Raw genomic sequence first — 14,410 nt, forward strand, 5'->3', positions numbered from 1 at the left:
CCGGGGGTTGATGTGGGCGGGGGCGGGGCGGGCTAGCGTTGCGGGGTGAGGTTCCTCAGCCATCCGGCGGTGCGGGCGGTCTGGCGCGCGCTGCTGGTCGCCTACCTGATCGTGGGGGCGGTGCTCGCGGTCGTCGAGGTCTGGCCCCGGGACGGGTGGCCGGCCGGTGCGGGCATCGCCGTGGTCGGCGTGCTCGCGGCGGCGGGGTGTGCGTTGCCGTTGCTGGGCCGGGGGCCGGACGCGCTGCTGGTGGCGGCGCTGGCCGGTGGGCTGGCGCTGCACGGGGCGGCGATGGGCAGCGGCCTGCCGATGATCTTCGTTTCGGTGTGCCTGGCGCCGTACCGGCTGCCGCTGCGGTGGGGCCTGGCCTTCGTGACGGCGGCGATCGCCGCGACGGCGGGGGTGTCGGCGGTGACGGGGGTGGCCTTTCCGGCGATCTTCGGCATTTCGCTGGGGCTGGGTTACTGCGTGATCGTGGCGTTCCTGCTGCGGCAGCTCGCGCTGATGCGGGAGCTGGCCGAGTCGCGGGCGCGGGAGGCCGCGCAGGGCGAGCGGGCCCATCTGGCCAGAGAGATCCATGACATCCTGGCGCACGCGCAGTCGGCGCAGATCGTTCATCTGGAGGGGGCGCGGCTGCTGCTCTCACGCGGCGAGGACGCGTCGGCGGCGCTGGGCCGGGTCACCGTGGCGCTGAAGCTGGCGCGCGAGGGGCTGGAGGAGACCAAGCGGGCGGTCGACGCGCTGCGCGGGGAGGACCTCCGGCTGGCGGAGCGGCTGGAGCGGCTGGCGGTGGAGCACCGTTCGGCGGGCGGGGCCGGGTGCGCGGTGCGGGTGAGCGGTGACCTGGAGGGGTTGTCGGCGGGGGCGCGGCTGGCAGTGGCGCGTACCGCGCAGGAGGCGCTGACCAACGTGCGCAAACACGCGCCGGGGGCGGCGGCGGAGGTGTCGTTGCGGCGGGTGGCCGACTGGTGCGAGCTGGAGGTCCGCGACCATGGCGGGCGGGCGCGGGCCGATCGGCAGCCGGGCGGCGGGCACGGGCTGGTGGGGATGCGCGAGCGGGCCGAGTTGCTGGGCGGTTCGCTGGTCACCGGGCCGGGGGAGGGCGGGTTCCGGGTGCTGTTGCGCGTCCCGGCCGCCGATCGGGCCGGGGCGGCCCGGTGAGCGTGCGCGTGGTGGTCGTCGATGACCAGACGGTGGTGCGGGAGGGGCTGGTGCTGCTGCTCGGGCTGCTGCCCGGCGTGGAGGTGGCCGGCGCGGCGGGCGATGGGGAGGAGGCGCTGCGGCTGGTGGCGGCGCATCGTCCAGACGTGGTGCTGATGGATCTGCGGATGCCCCGGATGGACGGCGTGACGGCGACCCGGCGCATCCGCGTGGAGCATCCGGGGGTGGAGGTCGTGGTGCTGACGACCTATGCCGATGACGAGTCGGTGTTCGCGGCGTTGCGCGCGGGGGCGCGCGGCTACCTGACCAAGGACACCGACGCCGAATCACTGGCGCGTGCCATCACGGCGGTGTCGGCGGGTCAGGCGCACTTCGACCCGCAGGTGCAACGCCGCCTGGCCGAGGCGGTCACCCGGCGCGCCCCGCGCCCCCGGGACCTACCGGACGGGCTGACCCCGAGGGAGGCGGAGGTCCTGCGGCTGATCGCGGCGGGGCGGTCCAACGCGGAGATCGCGGGGGAGTTGGTGATCTCGGCGGCGACGGTGAAGTCCCACATCAACAACCTGTTCACCAAGGCGGGCCTACGCGACCGCGCCCAGGCGGTGACCTACGCCTTCCGCCACGGCCTCACCCCCGAAACCCCAGACCCCTGACTCCCTTCCGCCCCACGTGGGGCGATGCTCCCATTGCTGCAGGGTGGCCCGGCAGGGCGCGGCCGACTTGTTTCCGGGCTGGGCCGGGTGGGTGGCGGGATGTGCCTGACCGTTTCCGGCTGCGCGGGTACCCGGGCTGGGCTGGGCGGCCTCAGGGGGTCACCAGTCCGTACGGAGGTACGGCTGTGGGGGCGTGATCGGTGGGTGCGGGATAACCGCCTGGTCTTTCCGGCTGTTGCGGCGGGCGGCCCTGCAGGGGCACCTGGCCGTACGGCGGCACATCTTGGGGGCGATGCCCCGGCGGTGGTGTGGGGGGCCGTGGGGGTTGGCGGGCGGGGTCGGCGAGGATGGGGGAGTTCGGTCGGTGGCGGGGCGGGCCTGCCACGGGATGTCGCTGGAGGGTGAAGCATGGACGTGAACGCCTCGCGGGAGCTGGCCGAGATCGCGGCGTTGGCCGCCAGGTCGGTGGGCGGGCTGTTGCGGGAGGCGTTCCGCTCCCGGCCGCAGGTGCGGACGAAACGTGACTTCCACGATCCGGTGACCGAGCATGACCGGGCGGCCGAGGAGGTCATCCGTGGGGTGATCGCCCGGGAGTGCCCGCGCAGTGTGATCGTCGGGGAGGAGGGCGGTACGCTGCCCGCCGGCGCGGGCGCGCCAGGTGATGCCGGTGACGGGGTGCGGTGGTTCGTTGACCCCATCGACGGGACGGCGAACTTCGCGGCGGGGGTGCCGTTCTTCTGCGTGTCGGTGGCCGCGGCGGTCGATGCGGAGGTGGTGGCCGGTGTGGTGTACGACCCGGTGCGTGAGGAGATGTTCACCGCGAGCCTGGCCGGGGCGTTCGTGGCGGGGCGGCGGCTGGTCAGCGCCGGGGCGGTGCGCGACCGGGAGGCGATGTTGCTGACCAGCTACCCCAGCCCGCGGGATCTGAAGGCGGAAGGCACCGAGGCGCTGGACCGGTTCGCGCGGATGGTGACCTCGTTCGCGGCCGTGCGCCGTCCGGGCAGCGCGGCGTTGAAGCTGGCGCATGTGGCGGCCGGGTGGTCGGACGTGGCGTTCGGGTTCCGGGCCAGTCCGTGGGATGTGGCGGCGGGGTCGTTGCTGGTGCGGCAGGCGGGCGGGGTGTACATCCCGCTGGACGGCTCGGTGCTGGAGGTGGGCGGGTACCTGGCTCATGTCGGCGGCTTCGACCTGGACGGGTCGGTGCTGGGAGATGTGGCGGCGCGGGCCCGCTGAGCCGGGGCCGATAACCTGGGCCGGTGGCCGAGCCGTACCTGACCGTCGGGGAGATGGTCGAGCGTGAGATCGAGGTGCGCAGGTCCCGGTTCATCTGCGCGGTGGCCCGGGTGGGTGCGGAGGAGGAGGCGCGGGCGTTCGCGGCCGGACGCCGCCGGGCGCATCCGGGTGCCGCGCACACGTGTACGGCGTTCGCGATCGGCGGGGAACGTTCCCCGGCGCGGGGCGATGACGACGGCGAGCCGGGCGGCACGGCGGGCGCGCCGATGCTGGACACACTGTTGCGGCGGGGCTTCAGTGACACCGTGGCGGTGGTGACCCGCTATTTCGGCGGTGTCCTTTTGGGGGCGGGCGGCCTGGTACGTGCGTACGGCAGGGCGGTCGGCCAGACCCTGGACGCGGTGCGGCCGGTGCGGATGGTCCCGGCGGTGGTGATGGCGGTGCGGATCGGTCATGCTCACGCGGGCCGTCTGGAAAGCGACCTGCGGGCGTCGCCGTACGAGGTCAGGGATGTCGGCTACGGCGAGGACGTGGTGATCGAGACGGCGGTGGAGCGGGCGGGGCTGGCCGGGTTCGAGGAGTGGGTGGCCACGGCCAGCGCGGGCCGGGCGCGGGTGAGCCGGGGCAAGGTCGTGTTCACCCCGTCGGACGGCTGAACCCCGCGCCCACCGCAGGCTGGGCGGCGAAAAAGGATGCCCGGAACCTGCGGGGACGTTGTTACGATCATGAGCATGCGGGTGAGTCAGCAGATCACGGCCGTGCTCGGCCCGGACCTCCAGTGGTCCGATGAGCACGAGGGGATGAGCGGCCAGGTGATGCGGGTGACCGGCCCGGCCGGGGTGTTCTACGTCAAGCAGGGCCCGATCGCCGTCGCCGAGCATGAGCGGCTGCGCTGGCTCAAGCGGTGGGCGGCCGTGCCCGACATCGTGGCCTTCGACGGGCAGAGCCTGGTGCTCGCCGACGTGGCCGCGCCCAGCCTGGAGAGCGCCGCCCCGCCGGAGATCGGCACGCTGATGGGGCGGATTCTGCGCGACCTGCACGCCATCGAGGTCGGCGAGTGTCCTTTCGACGAACGGCTCGACGTCCGCCTGGCCCGGGCGGACGCCCGGGTGCGCGAAGGGCTGGTCGACACCGGCGACTTCGACGAGGATCACGTCGGTCTTTCGCCACGGCAGGTCCATGACCGGCTGATCGCCGAACGTCCCGCCGAGGAGGATCTGGTCGTCGCGCACGGCGACTACACGCCGAGCAACGTGCTGGTGCCGCCCGTGGGCGATCCGGTGCTGATCGACGTCGGGGGGCTCGGGGTGGCCGACCGCTATCTCGATCTGGCCATCGTCGTGCGGGATCTGCGCGACGATTTCGGCCCGCAGGCGGTCGATGACTTCCTCGCCGCCTATGGGCTGGATGCCCTGGATGAGAGGAAGCTGGGTTACTTCCGGCTGCTGGATGAGATGTTCTGAGGCCCAGGGCCGATCGCTGATCCTTGACAGGGCGCCTGCCGGGGCCGACCGTGGTTCCGGATCTCGAAGTGATCAGCGAGGCGGTCGTGGGCGCTCTCCATCGCAGGGAATTACTGGGCCGGCCGGCCGCCGCGGGCTTCGGCACGGCGGCGGCGGCGGCCTGGCCGGGCAACGCGGCCGGTGCCGATACGGCGGAGGTCACCGTGCTCGCGGGGGCCACGCTGATCGACGGGACCGGTGCGCCGCCGCGGTGGGACGCGGCGGTCGTGGTGGCCGGTGACCGGATCGTCGCGGTCGGGTCCCGGCCTGGGCGAATGCCGGGCGGGGTGCGGGTGCCCGCCGATCCGCCGGTGAGCGCCCTACCCCTGCCGTTCGTCCGCGCCGGAACCGGTCTGGATCAGTTCGACGAAGGCGGCGGCCGCGGGCGAGGGCCGGTCGTCCCAGATCAGGTGCTCGACCCGGGTGGGCGCGTCGCGCAGGCGGATGACGCGCAGGCCGGGTGAGCGCGGGGCGTACGCGGCGGGCAGCATGCCCACGCCCAGGCCCTGCCGTACCAGGTCGACCATGAAGTCGGCCGAGGACACCTCGAAGGGCACCTCGCGGCGCACCCCCGCGGCGGCGAACGCCTCATCGGACTGCGCCCGCCCGGCCGCGCCGACGCGGAAGTCGATGAACGGCTCATCGGCCAGGCCCCGCAGGTCGGTCTCGCGCTCTGTGCGGTGGTAGCCGGGGGCGACCACGGCGACGAGCTCGCCTCCGGCGAGGCGGCGGCTCTGGACGCCTTTGGGCTCGGCGCGGGGTGGCAGGCCGAGGAACGCGACATCGATCTCGCCCCGCCGGACCCGTTCGACCAGGACGTCGCTGCCCGCCGAGGTGAGCGTGATGTGCACCCGCGGGTGGCGGCGGCGGTAGTGGCTCAGGGCGACCGGCAGGTCGATGGCGGTCACGGTGGGGATGGCACCGACGGCGAGGCGTCCGACGATCTGCCCGCCCGCGGCGGCGACCTCGGCCCGCGCGCGGTCGGCGGCCTCCAGGCACTCGCGGGCGGCGGGCAGGAACGCCTCCCCGGCGGGGGTGAGCCGGACGCGGCGGCTGGTGCGCTCGAACAGCCGCGCGCCCAGTTCGCGTTCCAGGGCGGCGATCTGGTGGCTGAGCGCCGACTGCACCACCCGGCAGCGCTCGGCGGCGCGGGTGAAGTTGAGGGTCTGCGCGACCGCGATGACGTACCTCAGTTGCTGCAGCTCCATGTATCCATTATCCACCACGATCGATGGCCATGAAAAAGATGTGTTGGACTCATCGATCGGTGGGCGCGCACCCTTGATGACGTGACCGAAGCCGTGACGCCCGCACCCATCATCGCCGCCGCCCCCGCGCCGATGCCCCGCGGGCTGCTGCTGTTGATGGCGGTGGCCACCGGGTCGTCGGTCGCGGGCAACTACTTCGCCCAGCCGCTGCTGGAGGTGATCGGGCGGGAGCTGGGGCTGGGCACCGGCATGGCCATGCTGGTGGTGACCGCGGCGCAGGGCGGGTACGCGCTGGGCCTGATCTTGCTGGTGCCGCTGGGCGACCTGGTGGAACGCCGCCGGCTGGCGGTGGTGCTACTGGCCGCCACGGCGGTGTTCCTGCTGGTGTCGGCCCTGGCGCCGAGCGGCCCGGTGCTGCTGGCCGGTACCGCGCTGACGGCGCTGACGTCGGTGGCCGCGCAGGTGGTGGTGCCGTACGCGGCCACGCTCGCCGCGCCCGGGCAGCGCGGCCGGGTGGTGGGCGTGGTCATGGCGGGCCTGCTGCTGGGCGGCCTGCTGGCGCGTACGGCCTCGGGCATGGTGTCGGCGCTCGGCGGCTGGCGGACGATCTACTGGCTGAACGCGGCCCTGGTGGCCGTCGTCGCCGTCCTGCTGTGGCGTTTCCTGCCGCGCCTGCACACCCCGGCGGGGTTGTCCTATCCGGGGCTGCTGCGTTCGGCGGTCGCGCTGTCCGCCCGGGAGCCGCTGCTGCGGTGGCGGGCGGGGATCGGCGGGCTGTCGTTCGCGGCGTTCAGCGTGCTGTGGACGGCGGTCACGTTCTTGCTGGCCGGGCCGCCGTACGGCTGGCATGCGGCGGCCATCGGCGCGTTCGGCCTGGCAGGGGCCGCCGGGGCGGTCATCACGCCGCTGGCGGGCCGGTTGGCCGACCGCGGGTTCGTGCAGCACGTCAGCGGGATCGGCGCGGCGGCGCTGGTGTCGTCCTGGCCGCTGATCGGCGCCGGGGCGGCGGGGGCGGGCTGGCTGGTAGCGGGGGTGGTGCTGTTCAGCGTGGCCCACCAGGCGCTGCTGAACGCCGGTCAGAGTGTGGTCTACGCCCTTGCCCCGGAAAGCCGCAACCGGCTGAACGCGGTGTTCATGACGGCGTGTTTTCTCGGCGGTGCCACCGGGTCGCTGCTGACCTCATCGGCCTGGGCGGCGGCGGGCTGGGGCGGGGTGAGCGTGCTCGGCGGCACACTGTCGGCCGCCGCGCTGGCGCTGTGGGTGCTGGAACGCCGCCACGCCGCGGCCTGCTCACCCCGGTCAGCGCGAGCCTGACCATCTCGGTGGGCGCCGCCGGGCTGATGGTCACGCTGTACGGCGTCTCGGCCGGGCTGGGCGTGCCGTTCATCGTGGCCTGGACCCGGCGGGTGAACCGGCGTTTCCTGCTGTCGGCGCTCTTGGCGATATTGGCGCCGGATACACGGTGCAAAAGAGCCTGCGGGGCAGTTTCATCGCCGGTTGCGCCGGGCTGGTGGTGTCCTTGCTGGCGCTGCTCGCCTTCGGCGGCGGGCCGGTCGGCGCGGTCGTCTCGCTGGCGCTTTGGGGGCTCTCCTTCGGTGTGGTCCAGTTGTGCCAGGTCAACATGACCCAGGCCGCCGCGCCGGACACCTTCGAGGCCGCGATGTCGCTCAACACGATGGCCTACAACACCTCCATCGCGCTCGGGGCGCTGTTCGGCGGGCTGCTGGCCGATCATCTGGGGCTGACCGGCGTGGTGTGGTACGGCGTGGCCCTGACGGGGGCCGCGCTGCTGCTCACGCTCGCCGCCCGGTGTACGTCCTCGCGCGGCGAGCGTGAGCAGGCGCCTGCGGCGGTAGGCGGGTAGCCGTTCAGGCGAGGCGGACGGGCAGGCTGTGCAGGCCGTGGATGAGGGTGCTGTCGCGCCAGCGCAGGTCCGCCGGGTCGGCGTCGAGGGTCATCGCCGGGAACCTGCCGAGCAGCCGCCCCAGCGCGATCTGCGCCTCCAGCCGGGCCAGTGGTGCGCCCAGGCAGTGGTGGACGCCGTGGCCGAAGCCGAGGTGACCGGCGGCGGGGCGGGCGAGGTCCAGCAGGTCGGGGTCGGGGAAGCGGCCGGCGTCCCGGTTGGCCGCGAGCAGGGAGATCATGACGAACTCCCCGGCGGGGATCTCCACCCCGCCGACGCTCACCGGGGCGGTGGTGAACCGTACGGTGGCGATGTTGATCGGCCCGTCGTAGCGCAGGAACTCCTCCACGGCGGCGGGCAGCAGCGACGGATCGGCCCGCAGCGCCGCCATCTGCGCGGGGTTCCTCAGCAGCGCCAGCACGCTGTTGCCGATCAGGTTGACCGTCGTCTCATGGCCTGCCACCAGCAGCAGGAAGGCCATGGACACCAGCTCGGCGTGGGAGAGGCGATCACCGGCGTCGGAGACGCGGGTCAGCTCCGACAGCAGGTCATCGCCGTGCGCGGCGCGTTTGGCGGCGACGAGCGTGTCCATGTACGCGGTCAGTTCCCGCTGCGCCCGCGCCAGCTCCTCGGCGTCGGTGGCGCCGACGAACGGCCTGGTCCATTCGCGGAACCGGTCCCGGTCGCCGTCGGGTACGCCGAGCACCTCGCAGATGACGGTGATCGGCAGCGGGAACGCGTAGACCTCGATCAGGTCGGCGCTGCCGCCCGGTGCCATGGCGTCGACCAGATCGGTGGCGATCTGCTCGATCCTGGGGCGCAGCCGGGCGACGGCTCGGGCGGTGAACACCTTGTTGACGAGTTCGCGCAGCCGGGTGTGGTCGGGCGGGTCGGAGTTGAGCATGTGCGCCGACAGCGCCGAGGCGTAGGCGCCGGCGGTGCCCGGCGGGAAGAGTTCCAGGGCGCGGGCGCTGTCCTTGCTCAGGCGGGGGTCGCCGAGCAGCTGCCTGGCCTCGGCGTACCCGGTGACCAGCCAGCCCGGCAACCGCGAATGGAACCTCGCCGGGCGTACCGGTCCCTGGTCGCGTAGGGCCTGGTAGAGGGAGTGCGGGTCGCGCATGTGCCCGCGGTGCACTCTGATCGGTTCGCCTGTCACGGTGGTTCACCGTAGTGCAGGAGGCGGCCCGCGGCCGGTCGGCAGGGCATGAACCGTGGCAGCCAGACGGCGATTGCCCGGTACGTCCCCCAGGCGCTATGGTTCATTAGTGGAGTAATGAACCAAGGAGGTAGGGGGGTGCCAGTGTTCGACGACCGGAGCCCGATCTACCGGCAGATCGCCGACAAGATCAAGACCGACGTCCTGAACGGGGCGCTGGCGGGCGATGAGCAGGTCATGTCGACCAACCAGTACGCCGCCTTCTACCGGATCAACCCGGCCACGGCCGCCAAGGCGTTCCAGCAGCTTGTGGATGAAGGCGTCCTGTACAAGAAGCGAGGTATCGGCATGTTCGTCAGCCCGGCCGCCCGCGACCTGCTGCGCGAGCAGCGGCGCAAGCGGTTCTTCATCGACGTGGTGGATCCGATGGTCGCCGAGGCTCACGCCATCGGCATCCCGGTGGCGGAGATCATCGAGCGGATCGGCGGGCACACCCGCCAGGAGCCCGCATGAGCCCGGACATCGAGGTCAGCGGCCTGCGCCTGACCTACGGCGAGGCGGTCGCCCTGGACGGGGTCGGCTTCACCCTCACCGGCGGCAAGATCTACGGGCTGCTCGGCCGCAACGGCTCGGGAAAGACCAGCCTGCTGTCGGTGCTCGGGGCCTTTCGCCGGGCCGACGCGGGCACCGTGCGCATCGGCGGGCGGCCGGTGTTCGAGAACGCCGCCGTCGCCCGGCAGACGTGCCTGATCAGAGAGGCGGGGGAGGCCTCGGCGATCGGCACCGTCAACGACGCCCTGTACTTCGCCGAGGTACTGCGCTCGACCTGGGACGCGGCCTACGCCGAGCGGCTGCTCGACATCTTCGAGATCCCCCGGCGCAAGAACGTCGCCGCGCTGTCGCTCGGCAAGCGCTCGGCGCTCGGCGTGGTGCTCGGGCTGGCCTCGCGCGCCCCGGTGACCATGTTCGACGAGTCCTACCTGGGGATGGACGCCCCCTCGCGATACGCCTTCTACGAGGAACTGCTGGCCGACTTCATGGCCCGCCCGCGCACGGTGATCATGTCCACGCATCTGATCGAGGAGGTGAGCTCGCTGTTCGAGGAGATACTGATCATCGACCGAGGGCGGCTGGTGCTGCAGGAGGAGAGCGAGGCGCTGCGCGGCCGCGGCGTCTCGGTGACCGGGCCGGAGGAGGAGGTCGGGCGTTTCGTCGCGGGCCTGACCGTGCTGGGCGACAAGCGGCTGGGCCGCACCCGTTCGGCGATGGTGTACGGCGAACTCGATGCCGAACGGCGCGGCAAGGCCCGCGCGGCCGGGCTGGAACTGGGCCCGATCGCCCTACAGGACCTGTTCGTCCACCTGACCGCGCCGAAGCGGCCGGACGCCGGGCCGGGGGAGGGCTCATGAGCGGCCTCGCGGCGATCTTCCCCCGGCGGCTGCTGGCCGCCAACCTGTACTTCACGCTGATCGTCTACGCGATCTTCGTGGTCGTGGTGATGGGCGTGGCCGTCGCCATCGGCGTGCTCGGCGACCTGGAGTCCAGCGTGTGGGAGCGGGCCGTGCAGGCGGCGCGCTGGTTCGTGCTGGTGATCGGCATCACCGCGGTGCGGCTCTACCTGCCGGTGTACGTCGCGCACGGGCGCACCCGGCGCGAGTTCGCCGCGCAGGCGGCGGTGTTCGCCCTGCTGTTCGCGCCCGCGGTCGCGGCGCTGACCGCGCTGGGGTACCTGCTGGAGGGCCTGGTGTACCGGCTGGGCGGCTGGCCGCACCAGATCGCCGACCGGCACCTGTTCGACGGGCCGGGGCAGGTCGCGCCGGTCCTGGCGGAGTACTGGGCGCAGTACCTGGTGTGGGTGAGCGCCGGGGCGCTGCTCGGCGCGGCCTTCTACCGGCTTTCCGTCGGCGGGGTGCTGCTGATCCCGGTCGCGGCCATACCGGTGATCTTGGTGCATTCGGCCACCGATCTGGTCCAGGTACTGCCGCTGATCGGCCGGCTGCCGACGCCGGACCTGCCGGGCACGACGGGTACGGCGATCATCGCGGCCATGGGCGGCTGCGCCCTGATATTCGCGCTGACCTGGGCGTTCATCCGTGACATTGCGATACGCAACCCTGGCTAGATCCACCTTCGCGCGGAGTCCACGGGCCTGCGCAGTGTCGCCGCCGTCGCGGCGAGCAGCGCCAGGAGCAGGACGACCGCCATGAAGACCTGCCCGTGCAGACCGAGGACGAAGACGGTCCGGCCGGCGAACTCCGGGCCGTAGGCGGCGCTGCCGGGGAACAGGAGCGCACCGACCATGCCGAGCCACGGGACGGCCAGGACGGCGGCGGCGCGCAGCCGCTCGCCCAGGCCGAGGGCGTCCAGCGCGCGCAGGCCGTTGGGCTGAATGGTCAGCCCTGCGCCCACCTCGGTGAACTCGGCAGCGCGTTCGAGGACTTCCACCTGACAGCCGCGCTGGTGAAAGGCGACGGCTGTGGCGAGTCTGCCGATGCCGCCTCCCACAATGATCACTTTCATGTTCAGGTCTCCGTAACCCGGGAGGCGCCGGTCTCCGGCGCTGGCAGAACTCCATACGCCGCCAAACGGCCGCGACCGGCAGCGCTCCTTATTGCGTCTGAGTTTCGACGGCCGCGGTGCGACGGAGGGGGACGATGCGCGCACACCGGCAAGACGGGAAAGGCTGCGCCAGGCCACCCTGCGATCGCCGTCGCGGACCGAAGGAGACGTCCGGCAGCATCCGCCGCGGCCAGGACGATCACCGTCTGCCGGGCAGGTTTCCCGCTGCTCAGCTTTTCGCCGCGTCGGCACTCTGGTGCGTGTCCGCCTCTGAACGAAGGGCGGCGTGGATGATCGTTGGGCCGCCGGGCGGGCTGTCGATCGTGAGGTCACCGTCCAGGGCCTCGATGCGGCGGCGCAGGCCCGTCAGGCCGGGGCCCGCCGGGTCGGCACCGCCCACGCCGTCGTCGGCGACGCGTACGGTTGTGACGACCTGGTGTCCGTCGCCGGTGTGTTCGTGGACGGCGATGTGCATGCGGTGGGCGCCGGAGTGCTTGATGGCGTTGGTGATGGCCTCGGATATGACGAAATAGGCCACCACGTCGGTGGCGAGCGGTGGCCTGCCCGGGACGGTGCACTCCACTGCCGCCGGGATGGGCGATCGTGCGGCGACCGCCTCGATGGCGGTCGGCAGGCCGCCGTCGTCCAGGGCCGAAGGGTAGATGCGCCAGGCCACCTCGCGCAGTTCGATCAGGGCCTTTTGCGACTGCTCGTGCGCCTCGGCCAGCAGCTCACGGACGACCCGGCCGTCGGTGGCGCGGCGGGCGCGCCCGATGAGCGTGCCCAGCGCGACCAGTTGCTGCTGGACGCCGTCATGCAGATCCCTTTCGATCCGGCGCCGCTCCTCGTGGACGGTCGTGATGATGTCGGCTCTGCTCTCCGAAAGCCGGGCGATGCGGAGTTCGTACTCCTGGCGGGTGGGGCCGAGGCAGCGCAGCGCCAGCCTGCGCTCGAACGTGGCGAGGGCGGCGAGCCCCTGAAGGTCCAGGAACAGCAGCACGCTCCCGGCGATGAGCAGGTAGCCGATGAGGTATGGCGTCGGCCTGAAGCCGGCGACGATGTCACCGGTGATCCACCCCGCCGGGATGACGACGGCGGCGATCACGCCGTAGCCCAGGAGCAGGAAGAGGATGAGCGCCAAAAGCCCCAAAGGCGCACGCAGCGCCAGGTAGCCGACCGCCTGACCGGGGCCGTAGGCGGCGGCGTGCACACCGCCGCTGAGGAAGCGGGCGAGGCGGCGCTGTTCCAGGTCGGTGAGCGTCCTGGCCAGGTCCGTGATGCGGCCCGTCAGCGGGCGTCGCCGGGTGACGGCGACCAGGGCGGCGGGCGCCACCGCGAGGAGGAGGAACACCTCGACGATCGCGGTCATCCCGCCGAGCAACAGGCCGGTCGCGGTGCGCCTGGCGTGGGGAAGCAGTGACACCATCACCCGGAAGAACCCATGCCCGATCGCCTGCGGGCCCCCATGGATGCAAGGCGTACGGCGATGACACCGGTGGCCATCAGGCCGGATGCCGCCAGCAGTACCAGCAGGGCGGGCCACACGTAGAGGAGTTGCCGCCAGTTGAGATCGACTCCGAGCGTGATCATGACCGCCGGGAAGGCCGGCACGAGCGCGACCGTCAGCAGGTAGGGGAGCAGTCGCAGCGCGCTGATCCATAAGGGACGGCCGTCACGCTTTGCGGCCCATCGTCGCGCCCGCATCGCCATCGCCGCTCCGAGCGCCAGCACCACGAGCGTGAGCGCGCCGGCGACAAGGTCGGCGACCAGCGCCACGGGTGCGGCCGGGGCGGGCGAGCGGCCCGCTGCCAGCTCGGCGAGCCCGGCCGCGATGGCGGCCGAATCGTCGGCCACGGAGGCGCGGCTGTTGCAGAGAACGGCGATCCCGTACTTCGCCCCGGGCATGATGATCTGGAACGACGTGTAGGTGAACAGCGCTCCGCTGTGCGCGATGCGCTCGGGGGACTCGCGGTACCAGCCGAATCCATACACTCCGCGTGGATCGGACGGCGTGTGCATCTCCCGCAGGCTCGCCCGCGTCACGGTTCGATTCGCCCGCGCGTCGGCGTGCAGGCCGAGCCAGCGGGCCATGTCCTCCGCCGTGGTCACCACCCCGCCCGAGCCGCCGACGAACCGGCCGGGCAACTCCCGGTGCGCCAGGGCGAACCCATAGGCGAAGGTGAATCCGTCGGCCAGTCCCGGCACATGGTCGCTGGAGTTGCCGACGCTCGTCGTCGATCGCATGCCGAGCGGCCGAAAGACGTGCCGCTGGAGGTACGTGGCGAACGGCTGCCCGGTGACCACCTCCACGAGCCTGCCCGCGATCCAGTAATTGGCATTGTGATAGCGATGCGCGGCCCCCGGCTCCCCGGCGAGCCGTACCCCGCGTAATCGCGCCACCGCCTCGCGCAAGGACCCGATGCCCGTCAGGTTCGCGGTGGGAAAGGCGGTCTTGGACAGCCCGGATGTCTGGTTCAGCACCTGGCGTACGGTGATGCGCCTGGCCCGCGGGTCGCCCAGGGCCAGCTCCGGCAGGTAGTCCACGACCGGCCGATCCAGCTCCACCAGTCGCCTTTCCACCAGTTGCATGACCGCGAGCGCCGTGAAGGACTTCGACAGCGAGGCGATGCGCATGGGCGTCCGCCCTGTCATGGGCGAGCCGGAGGCGTCATGCCCGTATCCGGCCACGCGCACGACTCGCTCGCCCTGCGTGACCGCCACCGCGACCCCTGGCAGACGCGCGCTGTTCCGGTATTCCTCCACGTATCCATCGATGGTCAGCGGGGTCAGGGCGGGGGCCGGTGCCGGGACGCCCGAGAGCACGACCATGAGCACCGCGGCGCTGATCCGAAGCATGGAAGAACGTTAGAAAGCGCCCTGGCGCAGGACCATAAGGCCCGCCGCACGATCACCCTGAGGAAAACCTCAGGGTGATCTCGGGGCAGGCGCACAGGCTGGAGCGGGCCGCCCCCGTCCGGGAGCCGCGCGCCTTGACATGCAGCCATCCGGCTGCCTAAATTAAAGGCAGCCGGATG

Annotated in this window: 15 protein-coding genes; 10 read left to right on the top strand and 5 right to left on the bottom strand. The window is 72.4% G+C overall.

All coding sequences use genetic code 11. The features are described from left to right. Positions 1-45: 45 nt before the first annotated feature. From DP939_RS15620 to DP939_RS15640, 5 genes are all read left to right on the top strand, one after another. Positions 46-1,161 (top strand): sensor histidine kinase, encoded by a 1,116-nt coding sequence (locus DP939_RS15620; RefSeq protein WP_147268005.1) that lies wholly within the window; start codon positions 46-48, stop codon positions 1,159-1,161. Further along, on the top strand, positions 1,158-1,814 hold the full coding sequence (locus DP939_RS15625; RefSeq protein WP_113981416.1) for a response regulator: 657 nt from the start codon (positions 1,158-1,160) through the stop codon (positions 1,812-1,814). The genes DP939_RS15620 and DP939_RS15625 overlap by 4 nt, the downstream gene beginning before the upstream one ends. A 408-nt stretch (positions 1,815-2,222) precedes the next feature. Next, entirely contained in the window at positions 2,223-3,047 is an 825-nt protein-coding gene (locus DP939_RS15630) for an inositol monophosphatase family protein (RefSeq protein WP_113981417.1), read from the top strand. Positions 3,048-3,070: 23 nt separating this feature from the next. After that, positions 3,071-3,703 (top strand): IMPACT family protein, encoded by a 633-nt coding sequence (locus DP939_RS15635; RefSeq protein WP_225878268.1) that lies wholly within the window; start codon positions 3,071-3,073, stop codon positions 3,701-3,703. Positions 3,704-3,778: 75 nt separating this feature from the next. Next, entirely contained in the window at positions 3,779-4,510 is a 732-nt protein-coding gene (locus tag DP939_RS15640; RefSeq protein ID WP_199565184.1) for an APH(3') family aminoglycoside O-phosphotransferase, read from the top strand. A 359-nt stretch (positions 4,511-4,869) separates the two neighbouring features. Here DP939_RS15640 and DP939_RS15645 read toward each other — a convergent pair whose 3' ends face one another. Beyond that, entirely contained in the window at positions 4,870-5,757 is an 888-nt protein-coding gene (locus DP939_RS15645; protein ID WP_113981419.1) for a LysR substrate-binding domain-containing protein, read from the bottom strand. Positions 5,758-5,838: 81 nt separating this feature from the next. Between DP939_RS15645 and DP939_RS15650 the strand changes: the two genes are divergently transcribed. Both DP939_RS15650 and DP939_RS15655 read left to right on the top strand, forming a co-directional pair. Next, positions 5,839-7,071 (top strand): MFS transporter, encoded by a 1,233-nt coding sequence (locus tag DP939_RS15650; RefSeq protein WP_225878269.1) that lies wholly within the window; start codon positions 5,839-5,841, stop codon positions 7,069-7,071. A gap of 148 nt (positions 7,072-7,219) precedes the next feature. After that, positions 7,220-7,621, top strand: coding sequence for an MFS transporter (locus DP939_RS15655; protein ID WP_225878270.1), 402 nt, complete (start codon positions 7,220-7,222; stop codon positions 7,619-7,621). A gap of 4 nt (positions 7,622-7,625) precedes the next feature. Here DP939_RS15655 and DP939_RS15660 read toward each other — a convergent pair whose 3' ends face one another. After that, positions 7,626-8,816 carry a cytochrome P450 family protein gene (locus DP939_RS15660; RefSeq protein WP_199565185.1) on the bottom strand — a complete coding sequence of 397 codons (1,191 nt, stop codon included), beginning with the start codon at positions 8,814-8,816 and terminating at the stop codon, positions 7,626-7,628. A 138-nt stretch (positions 8,817-8,954) separates the two neighbouring features. Here DP939_RS15660 and DP939_RS15665 point away from each other — a divergent pair, with 138 nt between their 5' ends. Genes DP939_RS15665 through DP939_RS15675 form a run of 3 tightly spaced genes read left to right on the top strand, consistent with a single transcriptional unit; the run spans position 8,955 to position 10,938 of the window. After that, positions 8,955-9,329 (top strand): GntR family transcriptional regulator, encoded by a 375-nt coding sequence (locus DP939_RS15665; RefSeq protein WP_199565186.1) that lies wholly within the window; start codon positions 8,955-8,957, stop codon positions 9,327-9,329. Beyond that, positions 9,326-10,225 carry an ATP-binding cassette domain-containing protein gene (locus DP939_RS15670; RefSeq protein WP_113981422.1) on the top strand — a complete coding sequence of 300 codons (900 nt, stop codon included), beginning with the start codon at positions 9,326-9,328 and terminating at the stop codon, positions 10,223-10,225. Before DP939_RS15665 ends, DP939_RS15670 begins: the two co-directional genes overlap by 4 nt. Continuing rightward, positions 10,222-10,938 (top strand): hypothetical protein, encoded by a 717-nt coding sequence (locus DP939_RS15675; protein ID WP_113981423.1) that lies wholly within the window; start codon positions 10,222-10,224, stop codon positions 10,936-10,938. The genes DP939_RS15670 and DP939_RS15675 overlap by 4 nt, the downstream gene beginning before the upstream one ends. Here DP939_RS15675 and DP939_RS15680 read toward each other — a convergent pair. The 3 genes from DP939_RS15680 to DP939_RS15690 all read right to left on the bottom strand — a co-directional run bounded on the left by DP939_RS15680 (position 10,935) and on the right by DP939_RS15690 (position 14,231). Next, the gene (locus DP939_RS15680; RefSeq protein ID WP_113981424.1) at positions 10,935-11,336 is read right to left on the bottom strand and encodes an FAD-dependent monooxygenase; all 402 of its coding nucleotides are present in this window, start codon (positions 11,334-11,336) and stop codon (positions 10,935-10,937) included. The two genes, DP939_RS15675 and DP939_RS15680, sit on opposite strands and share 4 nt — an antisense overlap. 268 nt (positions 11,337-11,604) lie before the next feature. Then, positions 11,605-12,801, bottom strand: coding sequence for a sensor histidine kinase (locus tag DP939_RS15685; RefSeq protein ID WP_113981425.1), 1,197 nt, complete (start codon positions 12,799-12,801; stop codon positions 11,605-11,607). Continuing rightward, the gene (locus DP939_RS15690) at positions 12,801-14,231 is read right to left on the bottom strand and encodes a serine hydrolase domain-containing protein (RefSeq protein WP_113981426.1); all 1,431 of its coding nucleotides are present in this window, start codon (positions 14,229-14,231) and stop codon (positions 12,801-12,803) included. Before DP939_RS15690 ends, DP939_RS15685 begins: the two co-directional genes overlap by 1 nt. Positions 14,232-14,410: the final 179 nt, after the last annotated feature.

Origin of the sequence: Spongiactinospora rosea (assembly GCF_003315795.1) — a bacterium.
GTDB lineage: Bacteria > Actinomycetota > Actinomycetes > Streptosporangiales > Streptosporangiaceae > Spongiactinospora > Spongiactinospora rosea.

Coding starts and splice junctions, on each gene's coding strand:
- DP939_RS15690 (WP_113981426.1), bottom strand. CDS start 14,231: ATGCTTCGGATCAGCGCCGCGGTGCTCATGGTCGTGCTCTCGGGCGTC.
- DP939_RS15685 (WP_113981425.1), bottom strand. CDS start 12,801: ATGGTGTCACTGCTTCCCCACGCCAGGCGCACCGCGACCGGCCTGTTG.
- DP939_RS15670 (WP_113981422.1), top strand. CDS start 9,326: ATGAGCCCGGACATCGAGGTCAGCGGCCTGCGCCTGACCTACGGCGAG.
- DP939_RS15640 (WP_199565184.1), top strand. CDS start 3,779: ATGCGGGTGAGTCAGCAGATCACGGCCGTGCTCGGCCCGGACCTCCAG.
- DP939_RS15675 (WP_113981423.1), top strand. CDS start 10,222: ATGAGCGGCCTCGCGGCGATCTTCCCCCGGCGGCTGCTGGCCGCCAAC.
- DP939_RS15645 (WP_113981419.1), bottom strand. CDS start 5,757: ATGGAGCTGCAGCAACTGAGGTACGTCATCGCGGTCGCGCAGACCCTC.
- DP939_RS15630 (WP_113981417.1), top strand. CDS start 2,223: ATGGACGTGAACGCCTCGCGGGAGCTGGCCGAGATCGCGGCGTTGGCC.
- DP939_RS15680 (WP_113981424.1), bottom strand. CDS start 11,336: ATGAAAGTGATCATTGTGGGAGGCGGCATCGGCAGACTCGCCACAGCC.